General features: G+C 71.2%; 25 protein-coding genes and 2 pseudogenes. 11 read left to right on the top strand and 16 right to left on the bottom strand.

Going from position 1 to position 24884, the window contains the following annotated elements; genetic code table 11:
- Positions 1–41: 41 nt before the first annotated feature.
- Entirely contained in the window at positions 42–287 is a 246-nt protein-coding gene (locus ACZ51D_RS19085) for a hypothetical protein (RefSeq protein ID WP_465624963.1), read from the bottom strand.
- Positions 284–891 (bottom strand): annotated as a pseudogene (locus ACZ51D_RS19080) (inorganic phosphate transporter). Before ACZ51D_RS19080 ends, ACZ51D_RS19085 begins: the two are co-directional and overlap by 4 nt.
- A gap of 344 nt (positions 892–1235) precedes the next feature.
- Between ACZ51D_RS19080 and ACZ51D_RS19075 the strand changes: the two are divergent.
- Positions 1236–2555, top strand: coding sequence for a histidine-type phosphatase (locus ACZ51D_RS19075; RefSeq protein WP_465662938.1), 1320 nt, complete (start codon positions 1236–1238; stop codon positions 2553–2555).
- A gap of 36 nt (positions 2556–2591) precedes the next feature.
- Here the strand turns inward: ACZ51D_RS19075 and ACZ51D_RS19070 are convergent, their stop codons facing one another.
- Complete coding sequence (locus tag ACZ51D_RS19070; RefSeq protein WP_465624967.1) at positions 2592–3134, bottom strand: hypothetical protein; 543 nt, start codon at positions 3132–3134, stop codon at positions 2592–2594.
- A gap of 158 nt (positions 3135–3292) precedes the next feature.
- Complete coding sequence (locus tag ACZ51D_RS19065) at positions 3293–3688, bottom strand: cupin domain-containing protein (protein WP_465624969.1); 396 nt, start codon at positions 3686–3688, stop codon at positions 3293–3295.
- A 52-nt stretch (positions 3689–3740) separates the two neighbouring features.
- Between ACZ51D_RS19065 and ACZ51D_RS19060 the strand changes: the two genes are divergently transcribed.
- The 3 genes from ACZ51D_RS19060 to ACZ51D_RS19050 all read left to right on the top strand — a co-directional run bounded on the left by ACZ51D_RS19060 (position 3741) and on the right by ACZ51D_RS19050 (position 7141).
- Positions 3741–4748, top strand: coding sequence for a GlxA family transcriptional regulator (locus tag ACZ51D_RS19060; RefSeq protein WP_465624971.1), 1008 nt, complete (start codon positions 3741–3743; stop codon positions 4746–4748).
- Positions 4749–5013: 265 nt separating this feature from the next.
- Positions 5014–5922: a CehA/McbA family metallohydrolase gene (locus ACZ51D_RS19055; protein ID WP_465624973.1), complete on the top strand. Its 909-nt coding sequence runs from the start codon at positions 5014–5016 to the stop codon at positions 5920–5922.
- A gap of 226 nt (positions 5923–6148) precedes the next feature.
- Entirely contained in the window at positions 6149–7141 is a 993-nt protein-coding gene (locus ACZ51D_RS19050; RefSeq protein WP_465624975.1) for an asparaginase, read from the top strand.
- Between the two features lie 144 nt (positions 7142–7285).
- Here the strand turns inward: ACZ51D_RS19050 and ACZ51D_RS19045 are convergent, their stop codons facing one another.
- Genes ACZ51D_RS19045 through ACZ51D_RS19035 form a run of 3 tightly spaced genes read right to left on the bottom strand, consistent with a single transcriptional unit; the run spans position 7286 to position 9936 of the window.
- Positions 7286–7825 carry a hypothetical protein gene (locus ACZ51D_RS19045; RefSeq protein ID WP_465624977.1) on the bottom strand — a complete coding sequence of 180 codons (540 nt, stop codon included), beginning with the start codon at positions 7823–7825 and terminating at the stop codon, positions 7286–7288.
- On the bottom strand, positions 7822–9531 hold the full coding sequence (locus tag ACZ51D_RS19040; RefSeq protein ID WP_465624979.1) for an alpha/beta hydrolase: 1710 nt from the start codon (positions 9529–9531) through the stop codon (positions 7822–7824). Before ACZ51D_RS19040 ends, ACZ51D_RS19045 begins: the two co-directional genes overlap by 4 nt.
- A gap of 3 nt (positions 9532–9534) precedes the next feature.
- On the bottom strand, positions 9535–9936 hold the full coding sequence (locus ACZ51D_RS19035) for a WXG100 family type VII secretion target (RefSeq protein WP_465624981.1): 402 nt from the start codon (positions 9934–9936) through the stop codon (positions 9535–9537).
- A gap of 416 nt (positions 9937–10352) precedes the next feature.
- On the opposite strand from ACZ51D_RS19035, the pseudogene ACZ51D_RS19030 reads away from it, so the two are divergent.
- Together ACZ51D_RS19030 and ACZ51D_RS19025 are read left to right on the top strand one after the other, a co-directional pair.
- Positions 10353–11477, top strand: a pseudogene (locus tag ACZ51D_RS19030) (DUF4185 domain-containing protein).
- 270 nt (positions 11478–11747) lie between these two features.
- Positions 11748–12887 carry an alpha/beta fold hydrolase gene (locus ACZ51D_RS19025; RefSeq protein WP_465624983.1) on the top strand — a complete coding sequence of 380 codons (1140 nt, stop codon included), beginning with the start codon at positions 11748–11750 and terminating at the stop codon, positions 12885–12887.
- Between the two features lie 150 nt (positions 12888–13037).
- On the opposite strand, the gene ACZ51D_RS19020 is transcribed toward ACZ51D_RS19025, so the two are convergent.
- Together ACZ51D_RS19020 and ACZ51D_RS19015 are read right to left on the bottom strand one after the other, a co-directional pair.
- Positions 13038–14207: a damage-control phosphatase ARMT1 family protein gene (locus ACZ51D_RS19020; protein WP_465624985.1), complete on the bottom strand. Its 1170-nt coding sequence runs from the start codon at positions 14205–14207 to the stop codon at positions 13038–13040.
- An 84-nt stretch (positions 14208–14291) separates the two neighbouring features.
- Entirely contained in the window at positions 14292–14864 is a 573-nt protein-coding gene (locus ACZ51D_RS19015; protein ID WP_465624987.1) for a TetR/AcrR family transcriptional regulator, read from the bottom strand.
- Positions 14865–14990: 126 nt separating this feature from the next.
- On the opposite strand from ACZ51D_RS19015, the gene ACZ51D_RS19010 reads away from it, so the two are divergent.
- The 3 genes from ACZ51D_RS19010 to ACZ51D_RS19000 all read left to right on the top strand — a co-directional run bounded on the left by ACZ51D_RS19010 (position 14991) and on the right by ACZ51D_RS19000 (position 16467).
- Complete coding sequence (locus ACZ51D_RS19010) at positions 14991–15230, top strand: hypothetical protein (RefSeq protein WP_465662936.1); 240 nt, start codon at positions 14991–14993, stop codon at positions 15228–15230.
- On the top strand, positions 15227–16048 hold the full coding sequence (locus ACZ51D_RS19005; RefSeq protein ID WP_465662934.1) for a hypothetical protein: 822 nt from the start codon (positions 15227–15229) through the stop codon (positions 16046–16048). The genes ACZ51D_RS19010 and ACZ51D_RS19005 overlap by 4 nt, the downstream gene beginning before the upstream one ends.
- A gap of 200 nt (positions 16049–16248) precedes the next feature.
- Positions 16249–16467 (top strand): hypothetical protein, encoded by a 219-nt coding sequence (locus tag ACZ51D_RS19000; protein WP_465662932.1) that lies wholly within the window; start codon positions 16249–16251, stop codon positions 16465–16467.
- Between the two features lie 100 nt (positions 16468–16567).
- Here ACZ51D_RS19000 and ACZ51D_RS18995 read toward each other — a convergent pair whose 3' ends face one another.
- The gene (locus tag ACZ51D_RS18995) at positions 16568–17413 is read right to left on the bottom strand and encodes an AraC family transcriptional regulator (protein WP_465662930.1); all 846 of its coding nucleotides are present in this window, start codon (positions 17411–17413) and stop codon (positions 16568–16570) included.
- A gap of 227 nt (positions 17414–17640) precedes the next feature.
- On the bottom strand, positions 17641–18117 hold the full coding sequence (locus ACZ51D_RS18990) for a MarR family winged helix-turn-helix transcriptional regulator (protein WP_465624997.1): 477 nt from the start codon (positions 18115–18117) through the stop codon (positions 17641–17643).
- Positions 18118–18187: 70 nt separating this feature from the next.
- Between ACZ51D_RS18990 and ACZ51D_RS18985 the strand changes: the two genes are divergently transcribed.
- The gene (locus ACZ51D_RS18985) at positions 18188–19120 is read left to right on the top strand and encodes an alpha/beta hydrolase (protein WP_465662928.1); all 933 of its coding nucleotides are present in this window, start codon (positions 18188–18190) and stop codon (positions 19118–19120) included.
- 60 nt (positions 19121–19180) lie between these two features.
- Here ACZ51D_RS18985 and ACZ51D_RS18980 read toward each other — a convergent pair whose 3' ends face one another.
- Positions 19181–19723 (bottom strand): HEAT repeat domain-containing protein, encoded by a 543-nt coding sequence (locus ACZ51D_RS18980; RefSeq protein WP_465662926.1) that lies wholly within the window; start codon positions 19721–19723, stop codon positions 19181–19183.
- A gap of 293 nt (positions 19724–20016) precedes the next feature.
- On the opposite strand from ACZ51D_RS18980, the gene ACZ51D_RS18975 reads away from it, so the two are divergent.
- Positions 20017–20595 (top strand): hypothetical protein, encoded by a 579-nt coding sequence (locus tag ACZ51D_RS18975; RefSeq protein WP_360504796.1) that lies wholly within the window; start codon positions 20017–20019, stop codon positions 20593–20595.
- A gap of 63 nt (positions 20596–20658) precedes the next feature.
- Here ACZ51D_RS18975 and ACZ51D_RS18970 read toward each other — a convergent pair whose 3' ends face one another.
- The 4 genes from ACZ51D_RS18970 to ACZ51D_RS18955 form a co-directional block, all read right to left on the bottom strand.
- Positions 20659–21138, bottom strand: a complete 480-nt coding sequence (locus ACZ51D_RS18970) for a DUF6882 domain-containing protein (RefSeq protein WP_465662924.1) — start codon at positions 21136–21138, stop codon at positions 20659–20661.
- 261 nt (positions 21139–21399) lie between these two features.
- Entirely contained in the window at positions 21400–22611 is a 1212-nt protein-coding gene (locus ACZ51D_RS18965; protein ID WP_360504793.1) for a ParB/RepB/Spo0J family partition protein, read from the bottom strand.
- The gene (locus ACZ51D_RS18960) at positions 22611–23249 is read right to left on the bottom strand and encodes a ParA family protein (protein WP_360504791.1); all 639 of its coding nucleotides are present in this window, start codon (positions 23247–23249) and stop codon (positions 22611–22613) included. The genes ACZ51D_RS18965 and ACZ51D_RS18960 overlap by 1 nt, the downstream gene beginning before the upstream one ends.
- 484 nt (positions 23250–23733) lie before the next feature.
- A complete protein-coding gene (locus ACZ51D_RS18955) occupies positions 23734–24873 on the bottom strand; it encodes a serine hydrolase domain-containing protein (RefSeq protein ID WP_465662922.1) in 1140 nt (379 codons plus the stop codon).
- Positions 24874–24884 lie beyond the last annotated feature (11 nt).

The raw sequence follows: 24884 nt of genomic DNA, 5'->3' as shown, positions 1-24884 counted from the left end.
GCCGACCACACCACGCACCGTGGCGAACCGGACGCGTGCGGTCAGCTGTGGTCGACGATGACGAAGATCCCCCAGCCGATCGCGGCGAGGACCACCGCGAAGCACACCGCGGCGACGGCGTAGCCCAGCGCCCCGGACGCGGGGCGTGACGCGCCGGCCTCGTCGGCCCCGACCGGCGGGCTGAGAGCGCGCACACCGATGGCGAACAGCGCGGGCAGGCCGGCGCCGGCGAGCAGCCCCACCACGATGATCTTCCACAGCGCGTCCAGGTCGATCCAGGAGTTCACCGGGTCACCTCGTCGACGGGAGGCTCCGGGACGACCGAGCCGGTCCACGCGGCGTTGACGTTCTCCGGAGTGACGGCCGGGTGGCGGGAGACGATGAAGAAGGCGACCGAGGCCAGCACCAGAACGGCGAAGACGACCACGACACCGCCGGTACCGCCGATCCCGTGGGCGACCCAGTAGGCCAGCGCCCCGACCAGTGCCGCGGCCGGGAGGGTGAGCAGCCAGGCCGCCACCATGCGGTGGGCGATGTTCCACCGCACCGCCGCGCCCGTCCTGCCGACCCCCGATCCGAGGATCGACCCGGTGGCGACGTGGTGGTGGAGAGCGAGTACCCGAAGTCGGTGGAGGAGAGGATGACCGCGGCCGAGGCCGACTCGCTGACCATCCCCTGCGGTGGTTCGATCTCCACCGGACCCTTGCCCAGCGCCCTGATGACCCGCCAGCCCCCGACGTACGTGCCCAGGGCGATGGCCGTGGCGCAGGAGGCGATCACCCACGTCGGGGACTTCGCCCCGGCGCCCAGCGTTCCGTTGGCGATCAGGGCCAGGGTGATGACGCCCATGGTCTTCTGCGCGTCGTTGGTGCCGTGGGCGAGCGAGACCATGCAGGCCGAGCCGATCTGACCGGTCCTGAAGCCCCGCGTGCGCGGGCCTTCGGCGACATCGCGGGTGAGGCGGTAGACCAGGTAGGTGCCGAGCGCGGCGACCGAGCCGGCGATCACCGGTGACAGGGCGGCCGGCGTACGGCATGTACCGCGAGGGCGAGCCGATCGGTCCAGCCTCGCACTCATCCTTGTCCACCAGGCGGACCTGCGGCGTGCACCGCGTCCACCTGATCCGGGAACAGGCCGGCAACGCCAACCACGGCGTGACGCCCGCCCGCAGGCGCGGGATGCCGTCCGACGGGGCCGGGCGCGCCGGGGCGCCCGGCGGGGTGGAGGATGGCGATGTGCGCACCACTCGTTCCGAGGGAGCCGGCGGCTTCGACCGGACCGGTGCTCCGTACGCCGGCCGCGACCTGTACGGCACGAAGGCCCCGTACGTGCCGCAGGAGAAGGCGGGCCGGTACCAGGAGCCGCCCAGGGGCTTCCGCCCGGTGTTCACCGAGAACGTCGCCCGGCACGGCTCCCGGGCCATGACGGACGGCACGGACGGCGAGGCGGTGCTCGCCCTGCTGCGGAGGGCGGGGCAACGGGGCGCCCTCTCCGGTCTCGGCGCGGAACTGGGCCCGCAGGTGCGCTCACTCCTCGATGCCGCCACGGCCCTCGGCTACGGCAACCTCTCCGCGTGCGGGGCGCAGGAGCACCGCCGGACCGCGCAGCGCATGGAGCAGCGCCTGCCGGCACTGTTCGAGAGGATCGCCGCCGAGCGCGAGCCCATCGTCGTCGAGACGTCGGGCGTGGCACGCGCCGTGGCCAGTGCCCAGGCCTTCGCCGGCGGTCTGGCCTCCGGTGCTCCGGCGCTGGCGGGCCTGATCGGGGCCCCGGTCACCGCCAAGGACCTGCTGTACTTCCACCGGCAGCCGCAGAACGCCGACTACCAGGCCTACTTGGCGGGCGACCCGGACCTGGCCGCGGTCCTCGCGCGGATCGACGACGACCCGCGTACCGCCGAAGCGGCCCACCACGTCGTCGCGTGCCTGTTCCGCGCCGACTTCACGGCCGCGCTGCCGGCCGCCGCGCAGGTCTCCTTCGCCCGCTCGCTGTACCAGCTCTACGCCACGGCGCCCGACCTGAGCGTCGAGGCGCCGGACGTCGACCTCGCCCGGTTCCTCGCCCCGCGCGACGCCCGGTGGTTCGCCTATCTGGACGACGCCGAGGAGTTCTACCGGAAGGGCCCGGCCTTCCGCGGCCGCGCGATCACCTACACGATGGCCGGCGTCCTCCTCGACGACCTCCTCGCCCAGGCCGGGGCGAAGGCGGACGGCTCCAGCGACAAGGGCGCCGCCCTGCGCTTCACCCACGCCGAGGAGATCGAGCCCCTCGCCGTCCTCCTGGGCCTGCCCGGCAGCACCTGTCCCGCCGGGCCCGGGGAGCCGTACTCCTACCGGGACAACCCGTGGCGCGGCGCCCGGGTCGCACCGATGGCCGCGAACATCCAGTGGGACCTGTACGCGAACGCGCCCTCCGACGGCGGGCGGGCCACCCACCTCGTCCGGATGCTCTACAACGAGCAGGAGACCGCCTTCAAACCCTCTTGCAGGCCCGTCAGCCGGGGCAGCCACTTCTACGACCTCGACGAGCTCGAGCGCCGCCTCGGCCACGGCTGACCGCGCTGCGGCGCACCGGTCGCGAGGCGCTGCGCGTCAGGCCTGGTCCAGCTTGGACAGGGCGTCGGCGATCAGCTGGGTGGCGAAGGTGTGGTCGTCCTTGCCGGAGATCCGGTTGATGTGCTCCGCGAGCAGGACGGTCACGGCTTCGAGGGGGTTCATCTCGGCAGCGGTCCACGGGCCGTACTGGGCGCGCCACAGGTTGGGGCTCAGGCCGGTGCCCGCGGCGAGGAGCAGCCCGGCCATGGTGGGGATGACCTCGGGGCGGAAGGTCCTGGGCATCATGCGCATCGTGGCCACCAGGGTGGGCACCGTGTACTCGACGATGTCCTCGTCGTGGTTCTCGAGGCTCCCCCGCAGCCAGTTCATGAACAGGTAGATGAGGGTGCACGTGCCGTCGAGGAGCTCGTTGAGCCCATCGGGGCCGAAGGACGCGGCGAACTGGTCGATCATCCGCTCCTGTTCGGCATCCGTCCCGGCCTTGCCGTCGTGGACGGCCTTGAGCCGGGAGTCGATCACCATGAGCGCGGCGCTCACGTCGCCGACGGAGGCGTATCGGGGGTCACAGGTCGAGGGCATGGGACTCCTTCTGGTGCGGCTACGGCACGTAGCGTGGCGCGTTCGCAGGGTAGTCCTTCGAGCCGTCCGGGGTCCGGCGAATCCTGAGAGCGGGTGATCCGGCGCCTGCGCTGGCAGTTCCCCATGGGGGCGGCCCGCAATCGGTACCGCCCGGGAGTTCAGGTGTCGAGGGTGTGTCCGGTCGTCGCGTCCACGTGGGCGGGGATCTCGTCGTGGCGGTCGCCCACGGTCGGTGTGCCGGTCGGCTCGAACATGAGGATCGCGGCGCCGGACGGGGCGGACGGCTTGTGCTCCGTACCTCGGGGGACGGTGAAGACCGCCCCCTGCGGCAGCACGACCGTGCGCTCGCCGTCGGGCTCACGCAAGGCGATGTGCAGTTCTCCGTCGAGGACCAGGAAGAACTCGTCGGTGGCGTCGTGGGCGTGCCAGACGTGCTCGCCTTCGACCTTGGCGATCCGGACGTCGTAGTCGTTGACGCGCGTGACGATGCGAGGGCTCCACAGAGCGTCGAAGGAGGCCAGGGCCGTGTGCAGGGGGATGGGCTGGTTGCTCATGGGCCCATCCTGGGCCACTCCGCCCGAGCGCCGTGAGTGCTAGGAATTGCACATGGCGAAAGAATCCTCGCATCGCGAACCCTCGCGTCGCGCTCACACGACGGGCGTCCACCGGGTGGTCGTGATCGTGGACGAGAACTCCAACCCCTTCGAACTCGGGTGCGCGACCGAGGTCTTCGGCCTGCGCCGACCGGAGATCGGGCGCGACCTGTACGACTTCAGGCTGTGTTCCCCCGAGCCCCGCACCCTGATGCGCGACGGGTTCTTCACCCTCACGGGAGTCGCGGGACTGGAAGCGGCCGATAGCGCGGACACCCTGATCGTCCCCAACCGTCCCGACCCCGAAGTGCCCCGCCGCCACGCGGTGCTGGAGGCCGTCCGACGGGCGCACGCACGCGGCGCCCGCCTGCTCGGCTTCTGCAGCGGGGCCTTCACCCTGGCCGAGGCCGGAGTCCTCGACGGGCGCCGGGCCACCGCGCACTGGCAGTGGGCGGACTCCTTCCGGGCCCGATTCCCTTCCGTCCACCTCGAAACCGACGTGCTGTTCGTGGACGACGGCGACATCCTCACCGCCGCGGGGAGCGCGGCCGCACTCGACCTCGGGCTGCACGTGGTCCGCCGCGACCACGGCGCGGAAGTCGCCAACTCCGTGAGCCGGCGGCTGGTCTTCGCGGCCCACCGGGACGGCGGACAGCGGCAGTTCGTGGAGCGGCCGATGCCCGACCTGCCGGACGAATCCCTCGCACCCGTCCTGGCCTGGGCGCAGGAAAGGCTGGACGCGCCCCTCACGGTGTCGGACCTGGCGGGTCGCGCGGCCGTCAGCCCGGCGACCCTGCACCGCCGCTTCCGGGCACAGCTGGGAACGACCCCGTTGACCTGGCTCACCGGGGAACGGCTCACCCTGGCATGCCGGCTGATCGAACGGGGCGAGAACCGCTTCGAGATCGTCGCCCGGCGCAGCGGCCTCGGCACCGCCGCCAACCTGCGCGCGCTGATGCGCCGCGAGACGGGCATCACCCCGTCGGCGTACAAGCGCCGGTTCGGGCCCGAGGCCGATTGACGGCCGGCCGGCGGCGTCGGCGGCGTCGGCTCCGGTCACCGGGCTGGCCTCGGCCCGCTCCAGGTCGAGACCGACGGGCCCGCAGAGGTCGGCGTGCAGGGACATCGGGAAGTGGGTGTCCAGCACCACCCTGGCCGTCCGGCCCAGACTACGGTGGTGCTACGTTCGCCCACGCAGTCGCAGTCGCAGTCGCAGTCGCAGTCGCAGGTCGCAGTCGACAGGTCGGCGGGGGTGGACGCCCCGACCACGCCGACGAGGGGGCAGCGTGACCGAATCGCCCTTCAATCAGCCGGGCCGCTTCTGGCGCGGAAATCTGCATGCGCATTCCGACAAGTCCGATGGCGCCCTGTCACCCGAGAAGACGGTGGCCCACTACCGCGAAGCCGGCTACGACTTTCTGGCGATCACCGACCACTTCCGCGCCAAGTACGGGTTTCCGCTGACAGACACCCGACCGCTACGAACCCCCGAGTTCACCACGCTGCTCGGCGCTGAGTTGCACGGCCCGAGCACTGAGTTCTCCTCGGAGTGGCATATTCTCGCGGTGGGGTTGCCGCTCGGCTTCCCTTCTCCGGGGCCCGGAGAGAGCGGCACGCAGCTGGCGCGCCGTGCACGAACCGCCGGCGCGTTCATCGGGATGGCACACCCTGCCGCATCGCTCCTCACTCTCTCCGACGCCGAGAGCCTGGACGCGGCACACGCAGTCGAGGTCTACAACGCGCTGTCCGCCTACGAGGACCGGGGCGACAGCTGGCACCTGACCGATGTGCTGCTCAGCCGCGGTCATAGACTGAGCGCCTACGCTGCGGACGACTCGCACTTCCAACCCGAGGATCCACCGGCCTGTGCAGCCTGGGTCCAGGTCCGCTCGGAGTCGCTCTGCCCGGAGGCACTCCTCACGGCACTCAAGGCAGGCCACTACTACTCGAGCACCGGGCCCGAGTTGTACGACATCCAGCTGAGCAACGACCAGATCGCCGTGGCATCTTCGCCGGTACGCAAGGTGCTGATCACCGGGAGCAAGCCTGGCAAGCAAGTTCTCGAAGGCACGGACCTCACGGACTGCTCGCTGCCTGTAGCGATGTTCGCGGGCGGGTACTGCCGGGTCACTGTCGAGGACGTGGCCGGGCGACGGGCCTGGAGCAACCCGATCCACCTGGGACCGCGAACGTAAAATCAGCACCCAGCTGGAGTTCAAAGGCGCCACGCGGATCAGCGACGACAAGGTGTCGCTGGACCTCGCGAGCACAGAGGGATAGCGACGATGCGCACCAAAGACGTGATAGCCGTAGCCTGCGTCAGCTTCATCGTCCCCGCCAGGCCGCACCGCTGACAGGCTGACACTCGGCTCCCGGACCCCGGACCCCGGACCCCGAGCCCCGGACAAGGAGACAACGACAGTGGGCACACGGACGGTTGCGATCTTCTCCCTGGGCGGCACCATCGCCATGACCATCGATCCGGCCACCGGCGGTGTCGTGCCGGCCCTGTCCGCCCATGACCTCCTCGCCGCCGTCCCCGCCCTGCGGGACCTCGACGTCGAACTGCGCGTCCACGACATCCGGAACGTGCCCAGCGCCTCCCTCGGCTTCGACGACCTGAGCGCGCTCTCGGACGCCCTCGCCGACGCCTTCCGGACCGGCTGCGACGGCGCGGTGGTCACCCAGGGCACCGACACCATCGAGGAGACCGCCTTCCTCCTCGACCTGCTTCATCCCGGCGACCAGCCGATCGTCGTCACCGGGGCGATGCGCAACCCCACCCTGCCCGGGGCGGACGGCCCGGCGAACATCCACGCGGCCGTCATCGCCGCCGCTGCGCCGGAGTTGACGGGTGCCGGCGCGGTGGTCGTCCTCGGTGACGAGATCCACGCCGCCCGCCAGGTCCGCAAGTCCCACAGCACCAGCCCCGCCGCCTTCACCTCCCCGGCCACCGGCCCGCTCGGGCGGCTCTACGAAGGGCACGTCCACCTCCACGGCCCGCTCGCCCGCCGTACGACCTTCGCGGGCCCGTCGACCGGCGCCGCGGCCCGCGTCGGCCTGTACACCGCGACGCTCGGCGACGACGGCACCCTCCTCGCCGCGATGGCGAAGGCGTGCGACGGGCTCGTCGTCGCCGCGTTCGGAGTCGGTCACGTCCCCGAGAACTTCGTGGGCATCCTCGAGCAGGCCGCGTCGCGGATCCCGGTCGTCCTCGCCAGCCGCATCGGCAACGGGCCCGTCCTGCAGGGCACATACGGCTTCCCCGGCTCGGAGAAGGACCTGCTGGCCCGCGGACTGATCCGAGCCGGCCACCTCGACGCCTACAAGGCCCGCCTGCTCCTGCACATCCTGCTCCGCCAGGGCCGCAACCTCGCCGACATCACGGCCGCCTTCGCCGCCGCGGCCCCCTGACTCGTCGGTCGCGGAGCCCGTCGGCCGTCACCGCCGAGGTGTCAGGAGCGGCTGTGCGGGCTCCCCGTGTGGTCCGCGTTTCGGCCGAGGCCGGGGCCGGGGCCGGGGCCGGGGACGCGGACCACACGGGAGCGTGCGTGGCGGTCAGGCCGGCGGGGTGCCGTTCGGCCAGACGCAGGGGGAGCTGACGCGCAGGGAGAGGTTGTGGCTCGCGTCGGAAACGCCGTCCAGGACGGCGAGGAAGTCGTCCTTGGGGTTCTTCAGCTTGATCCAGTCGGGGCCGGTGGCGTCCGAGGTCGGCTGGAAGCCCCGGTCGGTCAGGAAGGCGCGGAAGGCGGCGGCGGTCTCGGCCTTGGGCGCGGACGGTACGTCCCCGAAGTCGTACCCCCGGGCGGTCTGCTTCCTGCCGTGCGGGCCGACGTCGTCGTGGTCGCACTCCAGGTCGCTGAAGTCGCCCGAGCCGGCGGTCGGTTTGACCGGCAGCTTGGCCAGGATGTCCGCGAGGTAGCCGTCGACCTGCTTCTTCGCCTGGTCGAGTGTGACGGTGGGCTTCGACCGCTCCGGCACGGTGTTCGCGCCGCAGGCGGCGAGCAGCAGCGTCGCCGCCGCCAGCGCGGCCGCGGCGGCGGACCGCCGGGCGTGGCGGGTGTTGCGGGTGTTGCGGGTGTTGCGGGTTTCGCTCATGAGATCGGCTTTCCGGCGATGGCCTCGCCCATCGCGCGCAGGGAGGCGGAGCCGTTGTTCCAGTAGTCGGAGTGGCCCGTTCCCGGGCTGGTGGGGAGGATGTGGGCGCCGAACTGGTCGACGCTCGGGTCGCGCCCGAAGGCCACGTGGTGGTCGGGGTTGTCGTTGAAGCCGGTCCAGGCGCCGATGTTGTTCTCGACGTTGCTCCACGCCCCGCCGAGGTCCTCGGGCGCCGCGTACTTGATGATGTCGTCGTCGCCCTGTGCCGCGAAGACGTGGGACGGGTCGACGCCGAGTTCCTTGGCGTGTTCGACGCCGGCACCCGGGCTGGCGATGAGGACGACGTTGTCGACGGGCAGGCCCTTGTCGCGCAGGGTGTAGCCGACGGTCGTGGTGCCGTAGCTGTGGCCGAGGATGGTGTTGTTGGAGGGCTTGCCCTCGTGCGTGGCGCGCAGGCCGGTCTCGAAGCTGTGCAGCTTGTCCTCGGCGTTCTTGGCGTACGTGTCGTCCGCCGCCTCGGGGATGATCGACTGCGGCGCGTCGTAGCCGATCCAGGTGATCGAGGACGTGGTGGCGGGATCGCCGGCCTTCTTGTTGGCCGCGTTCGCGGAGGCGACCATGAGGTCCGACCGGTCGATGTCGCCGCCGACGCCGCCGAGCCGCGCGCCGGTGCCGGGGACGTACGTCGAGACGTTGTCCGCGGTGTCCGGGTTGTTGACGGCGACGATGGCGTGGCCCTTGCCGTTGGTGTCGAAGCCGAGCAGGTACGTGGGCGGGTGGCTGGCGTCGACCGGCTTGTTGAGCCGGTCCTCGATGGCCTTGACGCCCTTCATCTTGTCTTCGAGGTCGTCGTGCTGGCGCTTCCACTCGTCGTACTTGGGGTTGGGGATCGGCTCGCCCTTGACGTAGCCGAGGAACTGCTTGGGCTCGGGGCCGAGGCCGTCGAGCTGGCGCTGCAGGTCCTGCTTGCCGCGCTGCAGGTTGATCCGGTTGGCCTGGTCGCGGGCGGCGGCGGGGACGCCGTCGAGGCCGCCGACCTGGTCGGGGTGGTTGAGGATCATCCGCTGCTGCTCGGCGTCGGTGAGGCTGTTCCACCATCCCTTGACGCTGTTGGGGTCGGTGCCGGCGGCGGGAACCTGCTGGAGCGCGTTCGCCGCGTCGGTGTCGGCCTTCGCGGTGGCGGAGTCGAGGCCGGTGCCGTTGCTCGCGTTGGTGGCGAGGTGGCCAAGGCGGGCGCTGATGGTCTGGTCGGCGTGGTCGGCCTCGGTGAGCGCGGCGGTGATCCGCTTGCTGATCAGCTGGGCCTGCGCCTCGGCGTCGGTGCCGGCGAAGTTGGCCGATTTGGGGTCGTTGTCCCAGGTGATGCCGCCGTCGGGGGCGACGGTCATCTTCTTGGCCTTCGCGTCGTCGAGGGCGCTGATCAGGTGTGCCTGGGCGGCCGCGAAGCCCTCGGAGGCTTCGTGTAGGGCGGTGCCGACGAGGGTGAGTTCCTGCTTGGCGGCCTGGAGTTCGTTGTCCAGGAGCTGGATCCGGGCCTTGGCGTGGTCGGACGCGGTCCCGGTCCACTGCGAGTTGTTCAGCCGGTTGATGACTTCCTGCTGCCACGACTCGTGGTGCTGGCCGAAGGCGGTGGTCAGGGTGTCGAAGGCGGTCTTCGCGGTGATGAGGTTGATGAAGTCGGCGTCGTAGAGGGTCTTGATGTCCATGGGTTACTCGGCTGCCTTCGCGCTGGAGGGCTTCACGGGGCCCGGGACGAAGGTCGTGCCGAACGGGTCGGGCTCGGCCGGGACCGGCGCGTTCGGGTTCCGCATGCTCTCGTGGATGTCCTTCTCGACCTGGCGGTAGTACGTGGCCGACGCGGCGAGCTTGGTGCCGACGTCCCCCATGTCACCGCCGAGCTTGTCCAGCAGCGTCTTCCAGTTCGTCCCGCAGTTCTGGATGGCGGTGGCCGTCTGCCAGCCCTTCAGGCCGCCGGCGGCCTGGTTGCACGGCTCGGTGACCTTCGAGGTCTCGCCCGGTATGAGGCCACCGATGTGCTGTGCGCTCTGCCCGCAGCCGTCCAGCTCGGCCGGGTTGACCTTGAACTCCAAGCCCGCATCGGGATCAGCCATGTCTTTCCCCCGTAGTTCGTCCGGCCCCTGGGCGTTCCCGCGGCCGTGTTTCGTCAGACAGGATCGCTGGGGGATCGTAATCGGTTGCAGGTCGGCCGTGATCCGCGGGCACCGGCTCGGGCACGGGCACAGGCTCGGGTGCGGTATCGGGTGCGGCTCCGTGGCGGCCGCGCCGACACCAGCGGACTGTGCCTGGGGTGCGCGGGCCGGATGGTGAACTGCCGTGTGGAATACCTCATTTGAGTGAAGGTTTGTCCACGGATCGTCGGAACGGCGGCGGCTCGCCGTAGCCTCGGTGGCGACCCGTGGCCACCGAGGGTGCGCGATCCACTCGAAGCCGCAGCAATCCACTGGAAGCCGGCAGGAATCCGTTCGGAGCCGCAGGAATCCGTCGACTCGGAAAGGCCATCGACAGCATGACAGACCCATCGGGCGGGAACGACGCGACGACCGGCGGGCCCTCCCGCCGCAAGCTCCTCAAGATCGGCATCGGCGTCGCCGTGGGGGCGGGGGCCATCGGTTCGGGTGCTCCCGCGGCGATCGCCAACGGCCCGTACGACCCGACCGGTCCGACGATCGCGACCAAGGTGAGGAACCTCAGCGGCCCGGTCGAGACCGGGCCGTTCGCCTCGCCGTGGACCGACCTCGGCATCCCCGTCCTGTGCCCGGACGGCACCATGCTGTTCGTCTGAGGCGACACCTTCGACGGGGACCAGGTGGGCGCCGCCGACTGGCGCGCCCCGGTCGGTCTGCGCTCCGGCAGCGCGGACCTGAACAACCTGCGCATCGACGGCAGCGTCGGCGGCGGCCACGCCAACAGCCTCGTCGACGAGCCGCACAACCCGGTCGGCGACAGGTTCACGACGGCGATCCCGTCCGACGTGTTCGTCGTCGACGGCGTGATGTACATGCACCTCATGCGGGGCGTCATCTACGACACCCACCACACCGACTTCTGGCGCTCCACCGACAACGGTGCGACCTGGGAGTACCTGTGCCAGTGGGCGGGCGACCTGCACGGCGGCCAGTTCCAGCAGAAGACGTACGCCGTGGCCGACGACGGCTACTGCTACGTCCTGTCGACGGTCTTCAACCGCGACGTGGAATCGGGAATGCTGCTGCACCGGGTCCGCAAGGACAGCCTCGGCAACCCGGACGCCTACGAGCCGTGGGGCTACGCGGACGGCGGCTGGCGGTGGAACGCGCCCGCCCCGACGACCGTCTTCGGCACCCGCAAGTGGGGCGAGATGTGCTTCCGCGCCATGGACGGCAAGTACGTCCTCACGTGGCTGAACATGGACCCGCTGTCGATCAGGGCGATGGTCTTCCCCCTCCCGACCTCGGACCTGACCAGGACCCTGGAACAGGCCATGATCCTTCCCGGCACCCCGGGGCAGGAAGTCGGCAATCTCGTCGCCAGCCCGTACGGCGGCTTCGTCATCCCCGGCTCGACGTTCGGCAACTTCCACATCGTCGTCAGCCAGTGGTACGACCCGATGAACTACCGGATCATGCAGTACCGGATCAACATGCTGTCCTGACGGCGCACCTGCACCGGCACCGCGCACCGGCACCGGCACCTGCACCCTCGAGGAGGCGCTCCTCGTCGTCGGCGCACGTGTGACAGCGGCGGTCGTCGAGGCGGGCTCGGGCCCGGACCACCCGTACGGCCAGGCCAGCCCGGACCACCCGTACGGCCAGGCCAGCCCGGCCGTCGGACGGCGGCTCTGCTGTGGCGCCGAGCACGTGCCTCGCCGACTGTGGGGTTGCCGAGGCCACCGCCTCGACGCAGCCGGCAGAAGGGTTCTCCCATGGCCATCACCACGACCGACCACGCAGTCCCTCACACCTCGACCGTCCCCGCAACGGCGGGCCAGAAGGTCGAACTCTTCGTGCGGGAGCATGACGGCACGCCGTCCGGTCCCCCCGCGAACCGCAAGGCCGTCCTCATGCTGCACGGCAGGAGCATTCCGGTGCTGGCGGGCTACGACCTCCAGCACACCTCGTACGGGTGGGCCAAGGCCCTCGCCCAGGCCGGGTACGACGTCTTCATGATGGACCTCCAGGGGTCGGGCGGGTCGCCGCGTCCCCGGATGGAGGACCCGTGCAACGTCAACCCCGGTCAGCAGTCCGCTGTCACGCCCCCGCTGATGGGCTCGCGCACCGCGAGCTACCCCTTCGTCCTGACCAACTCCCAGAGCGACCAGGACGAGGTCGCCACCGTCGTCGACTACATCCGCAGCACCCGCGGCGTCTCGAAGGTCGCCTTCATCGGCTGGTCGGCGGCCGCGTTCGCGATGGGGCCGTACGCGATCAAGAACCCGGGGAAGGTGGAGAGCCTGTTCCTCCTCGCCCCGATCTTCCCGCCGCTCGGTCCGCCGAACCCGCCGACCCTGCCGGCGCCGGGCTTCCCCACCCACGTGCTCACCAGGAAGGGCTTCGAACAGGCCTGGACCAACGAGGTGCACTGCACGGACCAGCGTGAGTCCGACATGGTCGACGTCGTGTGGAGCGCCCTGATGGACATCGATCCGATCGGCCGCACCTGGGGACCGGTCGACCCGTCGACCGGGAAGCCCGCGGGCGCCAGCCGGTACCGGAACTTCGTGACGTGGGGCTGGAACAACACGACCGCGGGGCAGGGAGGCGTCCTCGGCGGAAGCGTGCCCGTGCTGATCGTGCACGGCGAGTTCGACAGGACAGCCAACACGACACCGTCCAACCCCAACCCGGCGCTCGACTTCCACGTCCCCGCGCTCTACGACGCCATCACGGGACCGCACAAGATCCTGGTCACGGTGCAGTGCGCCAGTCACTCGATGCCCTGGGAGGTCCAGCACAAGAACCTGCACAACCTGTCCAAACACTGGCTCGACCAGACCAAGGTCGACGGCAAGACCGAGGGCCGCTTCGAGATGGACGACAACGGCAACATCAGCCCGGCCCCGTAGGCCGGCCGGCGGCTGTGACCGGCCACCACGACCTCGGCGACACCTGGCACGAAGCCCTCGCCGCCGCCCTGGCCGCACCCGTGCTCACCGACGCCCTGCACGCGGCACGGGACCGGACCGCGCGGCAGCCGGGGACGGGCCGATCGCGGGCTACCGCCGTGCGTCGACCTGGACGACCGCGTGCCGGCCGTTGGTGCGCCACGGCGCGCCGCTGCTGTCGAGCCGGTCGACGGTGGCGGCGTCGACGCCGACGATGACGTCCGACTTCAGCGTCCGCAGGGCCGCGACGGCTGACGGGAAGTGCCCCGTCGCCTCGGTGAACGGGGTGGTCGGCGGCCAGAGCCGGTCGCCGACCAGGCGGCGGTAGTTGAGGTCGCCCTTGACGACGGTCAGTGCCGCGCCCGCGAACTCGGCCCGGAGGCCGGCGGGCATGTCGTGGAACGGCAGCGGCGCACAGAAGAACGGGTGGGTACGGACCACGAGCGTGCCGCTGCCCATCGCCTGCCACAGCCGCTCGCCGACTGCCCCGGCGGCCGGCGACGGCGCGCTGCGCAGGCGTTCGACTGCGGCGAGGACGTCGGTCATCGTCGCGTCCGACACGTAGTACGGCTGGGGTTTGACGTACAGGGCGACCTGCGCCGCCGAGCCGCAGGCCAGCAGGTGGTCGATCAGTACGAGGTCCGGCAGCAGCTCCCGGCCCGCGTTGTCCGCGACGACGCAGACCCGCCCGCCGCCCCCGGCCCGCTCCAGTACGGCCCACAGCAGCGCGCTGTCGTCGGCGACCAGGTCGGACGCGGCCGGCCCGCCGGGCTCCGCGGTGATCCGGAAGCTGAGGTCCGCGCGGTTGCCCCACAGCGCGGACGACAGCAGTGCGTCTGCCCGCCGGGCCTGCGGCAGAGCGTCGAGCCCGTCCAGCGCCGCCAACTCCTCGTCCACCGCCGCCCCGCCCAACTCGGCGGCCTTGAACGGCGCGAACGGGTCGACGCCTTGCCACGCACCGGGACGGAAGTAGCCGGTGGCGTCGAGGAGTCGGCGGTAGAAGTAGCTCTCCGCCCACAGGAACGGCGCCTCGCCCCACGGCCTGCCCCACAGGCCCTCACCCCACGCCAGCCACTGGGCCGCGTCCGGAGCATCCGGGTGCGGCGGCTCCAGGACGCCGGTGGTGCTCTCCACGAGCAGCCGCTCGACCGCCGCCCGCTCGGCGGGGCCGTACGGCAGGGCGTCGAGGACCTGCCGGACGAGCTTCGGATGGCGTTCGTGGAAGACGCCCCAGGCGAAGGACCCGGGAACGTCGCTGCGGATCACGGGCGCGTTCGACACGGTGGGGCTCGTCTCTCTCGTCGGCATCGGGCGGGCGGGCGGGTCGGCGTTGGGCAGGGGCGGGCGGGTCGGCGTCGGGCCGGGTCAGCGTGGCCGCAGCCCGGCGAAGACCACGTCGAAGATCCGTTCGCGGGCCGCCGGATCGGCCGCGAGCTGCTCCGCCGCCGTACCGACGCCGACGAGCAGCGCGATCAGCTCCGGCAGGCCCACCTCGGGGCGCACGGCCCCCACCCGCTGCGCCGCGGCGAGGATCCCGGCGAGCTGCGCCCGCATCAGCTCGCTGGACTCCCGCAGGGAGGCGTGCACGTCGATGCCGGCTTCGGTGAGGGCGCGGGTGAACTCCTGTTTGCCGGCGGACTGTTCGACGACCAGGCGGAAGCAGGCGAAGAAGGCCTCGGCGGGTTCGGCCTCGGCGGCGAGCCGGGCGGCGCGGTCGGTGATCGTCTGCAGCCGGCGGACCATGACGGCTTCCAGCAGTGCTTCCTTGGTGGGGAAGTGGCGGAAGAGGGTGCCGACGCCGACGCCGGCGGCGCGGGCGATCTCCTCGGTGGGCACGCCGATGCCGCGGGTGGTGAACACCTCGGTGGCGGCGTCGAGGAGCCTGGCCCGGTTGCGGGCGGCGTCCGCGCGCAGGGGCCGTTCCGAACCGCTGCTCATTCCGCTCGTCTCCCTCCTCTCCGCGGCGATCGCGGATGTACCCGTGGACCACCGGAGTGGGCAGTCCGTGTCGTTCCAAGTGGAGTCGCTGGTCCGATTCTAGCGGCGCGATCCCGGGGGTTGATCATGTCCGAAACACCGTCGCCGCGCGAGGTCTCCGTCGAGCTGCTGGACGGCAGGGAGCGGTCGACCCGTCAGAAAAGCCGACCCCGCCGCGTCACCGTTACGGCCTTCGCCCCCGAGTCAGCCCCTGTGCCGGCTGGCGGCACGTCGAGGGTCATCCGGTTCGGCAGCACCTCCACCGGCAACGGCATGGGGCAAGTCTTCCCACCGGTGGTGATGATCATTAAGGTGTGGAAGCTGTGAGCATGCGTGAATCCGGTGACGAACTGTGGGAAGAGTTCGTCAAGGAGTTTGAGAAGAACAACGCGGTGCGGGAGCCGAGTGCCGCCGAACGGGCGCGTCAGCCCGTGCGACGAAACGCGCGGCGTCGGCTGCTGCTTCCCGTGGCCGCTGCGCTGCTGGTAGCCGCAGGCGCGGCGGCGTCTCTACTCCGACCGTCGGATCCGGACCCGGACCCGGACCCGGCGCCGGCCGCCGCAGCCCCGCCTGCGCCGACCGCCGCGGCTGTGCCGTCGTCGTCCGCTCCCTCGCCGCACGCAGCGACGCCGTCGATCGGCGCCCCGTCGGCGGCGTCCGACGGTCCGACCTCGGCGATCCCGCTGTCCGTCTTTCCGGCGCAGGTGCAGGGGTACACGCTGGTGGCGGACGTGGCGCACCCGAGCTGCACCGGCCCGGACACCGTGGCGCCGACCCTCGCCGGGTTGATCACACAGGGCCACGGCTGTCTCGGCGTCGACCTGGCGCTGTACAAGGATGCCGAGGGCAACCAGTACAACCTGGCGCTGTTCACCATGAAGGACCCGGGCGACAGCGTGCACCTGGTGACCCTTCTGGGCTCCCACCCCGAGGCCTACGAGGTCGCCGTCCACATCCCGCCCACGGACTCGGGCCTGAGCCGGTTGCCGGCCGACAGCGGCCTCGTGCAGGGCTTCGCGTCCTACGGGCACGGCATGCTCATCGGTATGGCCCAGTGGTCCGATGGTCGGACCGCAGACTTCGACAAACTGTCGAAGCAGCTCTCGCCGCTGACCGAGGCCGTCATCAACAACGTTCCTGCCTGACGAAGCGCCGTGCCCGACTCGCTCCTCCTCGAAGGGCACGGCGCCCCACCGGACGTCGTACGGCGCCGAATCAACCTGTTGCACGCCCTGGGGCCCGCCTCTGACACGCCGCGGCATCTGGAAGCGCTCCTCGGCGGTGATCCGAAGGCCTTCGTCGACGACTCGGCGGCGACACGCGTCCCTGGCTCGGCAACCCGCACGTGGGCGTCCGGGGCTGCGCAGCCCCGGCGCCCGAACTGGCCGGCGACGATGCAGCGGCCCGGATTCTGCCGGGACTGGCACAGTCGCCGCGCGCGTTCGGCGCGTCATTCGGCGACATGGCTCCGCCGCTGCAGTTCCAGTTCAAGCCGTACAAGGACCTGCTCACGGCAGCGCTCCTCTGGCGGGTCGATAGCGCCGAGATGACCGCGCCGAGATGACCGCGCCGAGATGACGGCGCCGAGCTGACGGCTTCGTCGAGCTCCTGATCCGGACTCTCCGACCTGTCACCAAGCGAGGGCCGCCCGGCGGGGTCCGGACCTACCCTGAGGACTTGACCGCCGCACGGAGGCGAGCTGCGTGGGCGGTGGTCTGGCGACCCGTTCGGTAGCGGCCCGGGGTCGTTCCGATGAGGTCGGTGAACGCTGCGATGAAGCTGCTGGGGTTGGCCCATCCGCAGGCGTGGGCGGTCTGGGTGGTGTCGTGGCCGTCGGCGAGGAGTACGAGCGCGTGGTAGAGGCGCAGTTGTGTGCGCCACTCGTAGAAGGTCATGCCGAGTTCGTTGCGGAACAGTCGGCTGAGGGTGCGGCTGCCGGCTCCGATCGCCTTCCCGAGTTCGGCCAGCGTGGCGTTGTCGGCCGGTGTCTCGTACAGCATCCGGGCGACGGCTTGCAGTCGGTCGTCCTGTGGCTCCGGCAGGTGCAGTGGCTGTTCGTGTGCTTCGCCGAGTTCGTCGACGAGGACTCGAAGGAGGCGAGCGCGCGCAGGGCGGCTGTAGCCAGGCGTGGCGTCGTCGGTGTCGCGGGGACCGGTCAGGGCGAGCAGGACCTCGCGGGCGAGGGCGGAGGCCAGGAACACGGCGGGATGGTCCGGTAGGAGCCGGGCGAGGGACGGTGCGAGGAAGACGATCCGCATATCGGTGTCGCCGTGGGCGCGGTGAGAGTGCGTGGACCCGGCCGGGGTCCAGGCGACCCGGTTGGCGGGAACGACGGACGTGCCGCGCTCGGTGTGAACTGCCAGGACGCCGCCGGCCGCGTAGACCAGGTGTCCCCGGGTGTGCGACTGCTCCGCGCTTGTTCCGCCGGACGGCCAGAGGTGGCGCCCGCCGGACGGCCACACATGTGACGTCACACCGGTGTTCGGGCGGGGTGGGCGGTGAACAGGCATCGGTTGGCACTCTAGCGGTGGCAAGCCACCCACCCACCCACCCACCCACCCACCCACACCCGACCCCGGTCGACGTCCCACGTCCCGCAGCCGACAGGGCCGCTTCCTGTACCGGCCGGAGGACGTCACCGCGGGTGACGGATCGCGCCACCGCGGATGACAGGGCGTCATCCGCGGGAGGGCGCCCACCAGGGCCGACGGGCAGTCGCGCGGGAGGCGCGTGCCGGTCAGCCCGTGGGCATGCCGATCTGGTCGCGTTCGAGTGCGGAGCGAAGTTCGGACAGGAGCTGGACGGCGGCCGGTCCCGAGGGGCCGGCGAGGGCGCCTGCGGTCAGCTCGGCCAGTGCCTCGGTGAAGGTCGCCGCCGCGGCCTCGACGAGTTGCAGGCCGTCGTCTGTCAGGTCCAGCAGTGATGAGCGGCGATCCGACGGGTTGGGTTGCCGCATGACCCATGCCTGCTTCTCCAGGCGGTCGATGCCCTTGCTGGTCGCGCCGATGCCGATGGCGAACTCGGCGGCGAGGTCGGCCACCCGGGACCCGGGGTGGTCGCGCAGGAAGCGCAGGAACTCGAACTGCGAGGTGACGATCCCGTGCCGTTCGCGGAGACGGTCGTTCAGCGCGTTGTAGAGGCGCGTCTCGCAGCGGACGAGATCGGCGAAGAAGCCCGGGAGGTCGACCCGGTCACCGCTTGACGTAGATGCCATGGCATATATTCTAATCTAAATGCCTGGGCATATAGTTCTCTGGAATGCACTTGAGATGGAGACGGCGACGATGAGCAGGCAACAGCGCGCGAAGATCGACGCGATGGTCCGGCAGCCCCGGCCCGAGGGCCCTCGGGCGGTGGAGGAACTCCGTGCCGGGTTCAGGGCGATGATGGCCGAAATGATCGTCCCGGCCGGGATCCGCACCCGGACCGCGACGCTCGGCGACCGGCCCGCGATGCTCGTCGAGCCGGCCGGCGCCCCGAAGGCCGGGACGATCCTGTACTTCCACGGCGGCTCCTACGTGGTCGGCTCACCGCAGACGGCCATGTCGCTGACGGGGAACCTGGTGACCAGAACCGGATTCAGGGCGTTCTCGCTGGACTACCGGCTCGCCCCCGAGGACCCGTTCCCGGCCGCGATCGAGGACGGGGTGAGCGCCTACCGCGCACTGCTCGACAGCGGCGAGGACCCTTCGGCGATCGCGTTCGCCGGGGACTCCGCCGGCGGCGGTCTCACCGTCGCCACCTGCCTCGCCGCCCGCGACGCGGGCCTGCCCGTGCCCGCCGCGATCGTCGCGTTCTCCCCAGGGCTCGACATGACCCGGACGGGCGCGAGCATGGACACCAAGGCGGGCATCGATCCGTTCTTCACGCGTGCGGCCATGGAACACACCGGGGCCATGTACCTCGCGGGACAGGACCCGCACCAGCCCTTGCTCAGCCCCGCCACCCTCGCCGACCTGACCGGCTTCCCCCCGATGCTCCTCCAGGCGGGCACCAACGAGATGCTCCTGGACGACTCCACGCGCATGGCCGCTCGCGCGAGGGACGCCGGAGTGGACGTCATCCTGGACATCACCGCCGACGTCCCGCACGTCTTCCAGGCGTTCGCCGGTGTCCTGGACGAGGCCGACGAGGCACTGGACCGCGCCGCCCTCTTCCTCGGCCAGCGCATCCGCGCAAAGGGCACCGCGCGCACGCCGGGCGTTCGGCTGCGGTAGTGGCAACGGGTGCCGTCGGAGCCGCTGTCCCGCGGCGGGGCATCCCTCAGGGCTGTCCCGTTACCGCGGTGCGCGTGGGACGGTCCGTTCGTAGATGGCCCCTCCTGGCGTGTACCAGCCCGCCTTCTTCCGGACAGCCGGGCTCGGGTCCTGGGCGTGGGCCGCCTCCAGAGCGGCGACGGCGCGGGCATCGGTATGGACGAACTTGCCGACGAGTTCAGCGGCCCTCGACCGGACCTGCGCGTCGGGGTCGGAGGCCAGGTGCTGCAGTGCGGGTTCGAGGACCCGGCCCGGGCCCGGTGCGCAGGTGTCGCCCTTGCACCGGTCGCAGGCCAGGGCGTGGAACGCGGCGATCCTGACCCGGGCGTCGGGATCGTCGGTCATGGTGATGAGCCGACCCATGGACGCGGTGTCGACCAGGTGGTCCAGAAGGCGGCAACAGCCCTCACGGACAGCCGCGTTCTCGTGGGACAGGCCGGCGCGGATGGCGCCCACCGAGTCCTCCTTGCGTCGCAGCAGCTCCTGGTAGGCCGCCACGGCGCGCTGTGGGTCGCCCAAGCACGAGACGAGGGCTTCGTTGTCGGTCCTGACGAATCCGAGCATGGACCCAGTCTCGGGTCACGCGGCAACGGCTGGCAAAGGGATTTCACCTCAGCCGTGGGAAGGAGGACCGACGCCACCTTCCGGCCTCCCACGGGCACAACGAGGAACTGCATGCCCTGAGGCTGGACGAGAGCCGGATCCGCGACACTGATAGGCATGGGTGCCGGTGATCACGCCGGACGGTCCTGGACTGCTGCGGTGATCCGACTCGGATCGAACGCGTCGGTCACCCGCCCGCCTGAGCCAGAGGACCAACCGGGCATCCGGCTCCGCACTCGAAAGGCTCCGACCCCGTGACCTTCCAGGACCATCTCCGAACCCTCGCCACGCGAGCGATCAGCTCGATCCCGGCTGCCGAGGCAGCGGACATCTACGTCCTCTCGTTCTTCGTCGACAACGAGCGGGACGACCCGCGACAGCCCACGCTGACCATCGGATTCAACACCGAAGCTCAGTTCCGACGCAGCATCGCGAACGCCTCCGACGAGGCAGAAGCCCGCTGGAACTACGCCTTCTGGCTCCAGAACGAGCTCACTGTCATCGGCGACCTCACCCGAGACCCCGACGGAGCCGCAGCCCGCCACCGGTGGATCGCCGACCTCGGACTCTGGTACGACGACCCCGCCCACCCCGACGACTGGATGACCACCGTCGGGCCGACTGCCGCACTGATCGAGGCCAACTTCAACCAGACGTGCGTGCAGCTCGCTCGCGACCTCCACGACGAGGGCGTCATCGAGAACACCATCGGCAGGCCGGTGCCCGTGATCCTCCACGAGCTGGAGTACTACGAGGCCATCGCCCGCCGGACCGAGGCGGCCAACCCGCCCGGACTCGCTGACGACTTCACTGCCTGGGTCCGCACCGGGTGAGGCGTTCCAGGCACGTCCACGGCACCGGGCAGTGCCGAGTGCCGCTGGGCCCGTGACCGTCGTTCAGCCGGCGAGTACCAAGTCGTGGACCAGAAAGTGGAGTTGTACGTCATCCAGGGACTCCGCCCACAGGCCCTCGGCGTCGAGCACGGATGCCGCGACCATCCGGGCCTCGGCGACGAGTTCGGGGTGGTAGTCGAAGCCCGGCCACGGCAGGACGGGGTAGTCGTTCGCCTCGCCGAACTGCCGGACCCGCTCGATGTCGCCCAGGACGGCCTGCGGCAGTGACCCGTTCGCCCAGGACCACAGCCAGGACTGCTGGGCGAGGCTGACGCTGCCGATCATCGTGAGTCGGCCGGTGAGGAACACCTTCCCGGCGTGGGACCACGCGATCTGCGCATCGTCCATCGACCAGTGGTACTGCACATCCCCCGAGAGCCCGAACCGCTCGACCATGTGGGCCTGCCGCGAGCGGGCACGCTCGCGGGCCGCGAGCACGACCTCCTCCCATCCGGAGTGGTCATGCTTCGAGCGGTCGTCCACCGTGTGCCTCCTCGCGCAGAAATATCGGCAGGATCCTCTCACGAGGCGGCCGGGGCTGGGCCGGATGACGAATGCGGTCGGCCCCTGCGGGCGCGGGGAGGACTGGCATCGTGTCATGGGTCCGGCGCCGTGGCTCGGGATGGCCCGCCCAGTCTCCGAGAGGCATGCGATGGAGGCGCCGGTCGGAATGCCCCGCCGGGGCCTCAAAGAGACGTGGTGTCCCGCCTCACCCGATGGGCAAGGCGGGACACCACGCACGTGTCAGCTGCTGGTCGTCAGCAGACGGTTGGCCAGGGCGTCGGCGAGGCGGTAGGCCTCGTCGGCCGAGAGGGTGCGGCAGATGGCGTCTGCCAGTTCCTCGACGTCGTGCCAGTCGACGTTGCCGAGTTCCGTCGACGGAGTGGCGGCCGACGGCGCTTCGTCCGACGACGGGACGACGGCCCGCTGCTCCGGCATCGGGAGCGGCTCGGAATTTTCCGCGGAAAATCGGTCGGTGTCCGTGGCGGGCTCGGCGTCCGGCAGCGGACTGCGCGGAGCAGGCTCCGGCCGAGGTGCGGCGGGGGCCGCGGGCTCCGCCGCAGCCGGTGCCGCCGCCGACGGTGCCGCCTCCGCCACCGGCCGGGCGGCCGGCTGAGCGGTCGGCTGGGCGGCCGGTGCAGATGTGACCACCGGCTGCGGAGCCTGCGCGACGGCAGGAGTGGCCTTGGGCGCGGCCTTCGCCTCCAGCCTCGCCGCCCGCTTGGCCGCCACCGCGTCGGCGTCGGCCTGGAGCAGTTGCTCCAGCTCCGACGTCTGCTGGGCCAGGGACATCTCCTCGATGCCCTTCACCGACCCCAGCCGGCGCGCGACGTTGATGGAGACGCCCTCCTCGCCGCGCGCCTTGGCCCGCACCTGGCGCTGCAGCTCGGGGTGGAGCTTCAGCAGGTTCTTGCGGTGCGAGATCCAGCTCTGGGACCAGCCCTCGGCCTCGGCGGCCTCCTTGGCGGTGGGGTACTGCGCCACGATGAGCAGGACCGCGTTGGCCTCCTCGATCGGGTCGAAGTCCTTGCGCGCCATGTTCTCGTCGAGCGCGGCCCGCAGCAGGGTCGCCTTGGACTCCGCCACCGTGTCGTCGACGACGACGAGCAGCTGCTCGCGCCCGTACAGCTGCGCGGCGGCGCGGCGGCGGTTGCCGTTGACGACGACCACGTCCTGCGGGCCCGCGCCGAGTGCCTGCCGGTCCTCCGGCCACAGCCGCAGGTAGGCGGCCGGGGTGACGGCGAGGCAGCTCTGCAGCTGGCGGTCCTTGATGCTCGCCAGGTCGGAGAGGTCGCCCAGTTCGTCGCGGGGGTTGCGCGGGTTGGGGAGGCAGTTGGCGGTGGGGATCCACCGGGCCGGGGTGTTGTTGGCCGCGGAGTTGGCGCTGTCGACGCCGGGGGCGTCGACGACCGGGTCGGTGGCCATCGAGGCGAAGGAGACGCGACGGCCTGCCATCAGCGGCCTCCGTACCCGAGCTCGAGGGACAGCCGGAAGAAGTCCTCGCGGGCCCGGTAGGCGGTGCCGCTCTCCTTGTACTGGGTGACGACGGTGCCTTCGGCGACCGCCCGCGAGTGGATCTTGTAGCGGCGCAGGACGGTCTTGGCACGCGGCCAGCCCTTCGCCGCGATGTACGCCTCGGTGTCCTCGAGGTCGGCGCGGCCGTCCCGGGGGTCCCAGTTGTTGATGACGATCCGGAAGGGGATGTTCATCGGCTCGATGACCTTCTGGATGGTCCGGGCCGTCGGGTCGAAGCACAGCGGCTCGGTGATCATCGGGACCAGGACGTCATCCGCTATCTCCAGGGCCCGGCGCAGGATCTCCTCGTCGGCCAGGGTGCCCGGCGTGTCGATGAAGATGTGCTCGTACTCGTCCTTCTCGCCGAGGACGTCGAACGTGCACGCCGCGAGGTTGACCGTGGTGGTGGTCTTGCCCACGCCGCCCTTCTGGTTGGCGATGACGTGGATCTTCGCGCCGGTGTTCTTGAGGTGGATCAGCTGTTCGGCATGGTCGTGCGCCGCCATGAAGTCGAAGGGCAGGTTGTCGCCCACTCTCTCCGCCCAGACGACGGCGGACCCCTGGGGGTCGGTGGACACGACAAGCACGGATGGCTTCATGATGTTCCGTTCTCTCCGTGGGCTTCCCGGGCGGACTACCCGGTACTGCGGACGCCCGCCGTTCGAAGTCGTGAACGGCGGACAGGAACAGCATCTCAGAAGATCAACTGGGAGTCTGACGCGACCCGCCTGTGTTTGCGCACAATGGTCGGCTCCCGGGCCTGATTCCGTATCGGATTCCGTACGAGATTCCCTGCCGGAAACCGGTCGTCCCCTCGTGGGAACGACGGTTCGCCCCGGCGATCCGTGTTCGGGGAGCGACCTGCGGGGGAGGGGGGAGTGAACAGGAATCGGTCGCGGCACTCGCCGAATCGCGCACCCGGATAATCAGCAGGAAGTGACGTTCCGGGATTGTGACGGACCGGCAGATCGGAAGCCGCCGGAATTCCCCCGCCGCCGACGACGCGCCGCTGGGGCCGCACAGGCCGCCGGGGATGCGGCGGCCCGGCGGCCCGTCGTGTCCTCAGCCGTCCGCGATGCCCAGCGCCGTGCGGATCTCGGCGGCCAGTCGGGCGTCCAGGCCGCCGGTGGTCATCCGGTTCTTGACGAGGGCGAAGGAGAACCGGTGCGCCGGGTCGGCGAACGCCGTGCTGCCGCCCGACCCGCTGTGGCCGAAGCCGCCCGCCGGACGCACCGGCGGCGAGGAGGCGTCCCCGATCAGGAAGCCGTAGCCCATCGTCCACGGGATGCCCAGCATCCGGTCCACGCCGCTCGCGCGGACCGTGGTCGCCTCCCGCAGGGCCGGTCCCGAGAGCAGCCGCATCCCGTCCAGCTCACCGCCGCCCGCCAGCGCCGCGTACAGCCGGGCGACCGCACGCGCGGTCATCACACCGTTGGCCGGCAGCGGCGTGCGCCGGAAGTCGGCGCGGTTGGCCAGCCCGGCCACGGGGAGCACGGCGCGCGGGGCGCAGACGAAGAACGGAGCTCCGGCCGGGATCCCCTCCAGCCGAGCCGCCCAGCCGCCGTCGTCACAGGTGGCCACCCGCGGCAGCAGGTGCTCTGGGGCGTGGAAGAGCAGGTCGTCGGCGATCCCGAGGGGCCCGGCCAGTTCCTCGCGCAGCAGCTCGTCGCAGCCCCGGCCGGTGGCGCGGCGCAGGATCTCGGCCACCAGCACCCCGTACGTCCAGGCGTGGTAGCCGACCGCGCTGCCCGGCTTCCACAGCGGCTCCTGCCCGGCGAGCCAGGCGGCCGTGGCCGGAAGGTCCAGCAGCCGTTCGGGCGTCACGTCCGCCGGCAGCTGCGGCAGCCCGGCCACGTGGGAGAGCACCTGGCCCAGCGTGATCCGCTCCTTGCCGGCCGCACCGAACTCCGGCCAGTACCGCGCCACCGGGTCCCCGTACGCCAGCACGCCCCGGTCCACCAGCACCGCCACCAGGGCGGCCGCCACCCCCTTCCCGATCGACCAGGCCGGCACCAGCGTGTCCGGCCCCATCGGCCGGTCCCCGGCCCGGTCGGCCGCGCCCGCCCAGGCGTCCACCACCAGCTCACCGTCCAGCCACGCGGCCACCTGCACGCCGAGCTCCGCACCGGAGCCGGTGACCTCCTCCAGGACCGCCTCGACCCGCCGCTGCGCCGCGTTGTCCGGCGCCGTTCCGCTCCCCATCCCGCCCTCGT

This window comes from Kitasatospora sp. NPDC033851 (assembly GCF_055576085.1).
This window is presented reverse-complemented; position numbering and strand designations above follow the sequence as displayed.

Bases quoted from the DNA above. Each gene is read 5' to 3' on its own strand.
- ACZ51D_RS19070 (WP_465624967.1), bottom strand. From the start codon at position 3,134: ATGCCCTCGACCTGTGACCCCCGATACGCCTCCGTCGGCGACGTGAGC.
- ACZ51D_RS19065 (WP_465624969.1), bottom strand. From the start codon at position 3,688: ATGAGCAACCAGCCCATCCCCCTGCACACGGCCCTGGCCTCCTTCGAC.
- ACZ51D_RS19060 (WP_465624971.1), top strand. From the start codon at position 3,741: ATGGCGAAAGAATCCTCGCATCGCGAACCCTCGCGTCGCGCTCACACG.
- ACZ51D_RS19045 (WP_465624977.1), bottom strand. From the start codon at position 7,825: ATGAGCGAAACCCGCAACACCCGCAACACCCGCAACACCCGCCACGCC.
- ACZ51D_RS19040 (WP_465624979.1), bottom strand. From the start codon at position 9,531: ATGGACATCAAGACCCTCTACGACGCCGACTTCATCAACCTCATCACC.
- ACZ51D_RS19035 (WP_465624981.1), bottom strand. From the start codon at position 9,936: ATGGCTGATCCCGATGCGGGCTTGGAGTTCAAGGTCAACCCGGCCGAG.
- ACZ51D_RS19025 (WP_465624983.1), top strand. From the start codon at position 11,748: ATGGCCATCACCACGACCGACCACGCAGTCCCTCACACCTCGACCGTC.
- ACZ51D_RS19015 (WP_465624987.1), bottom strand. From the start codon at position 14,864: ATGAGCAGCGGTTCGGAACGGCCCCTGCGCGCGGACGCCGCCCGCAAC.
- ACZ51D_RS19010 (WP_465662936.1), top strand. From the start codon at position 14,991: ATGTCCGAAACACCGTCGCCGCGCGAGGTCTCCGTCGAGCTGCTGGAC.
- ACZ51D_RS18995 (WP_465662930.1), bottom strand. From the start codon at position 17,413: ATGCCTGTTCACCGCCCACCCCGCCCGAACACCGGTGTGACGTCACAT.
- ACZ51D_RS18990 (WP_465624997.1), bottom strand. From the start codon at position 18,117: ATGGCATCTACGTCAAGCGGTGACCGGGTCGACCTCCCGGGCTTCTTC.
- ACZ51D_RS18985 (WP_465662928.1), top strand. From the start codon at position 18,188: ATGAGCAGGCAACAGCGCGCGAAGATCGACGCGATGGTCCGGCAGCCC.
- ACZ51D_RS18980 (WP_465662926.1), bottom strand. From the start codon at position 19,723: ATGCTCGGATTCGTCAGGACCGACAACGAAGCCCTCGTCTCGTGCTTG.
- ACZ51D_RS18965 (WP_360504793.1), bottom strand. From the start codon at position 22,611: ATGGCAGGCCGTCGCGTCTCCTTCGCCTCGATGGCCACCGACCCGGTC.
- ACZ51D_RS18955 (WP_465662922.1), bottom strand. From the start codon at position 24,873: ATGGGGAGCGGAACGGCGCCGGACAACGCGGCGCAGCGGCGGGTCGAG.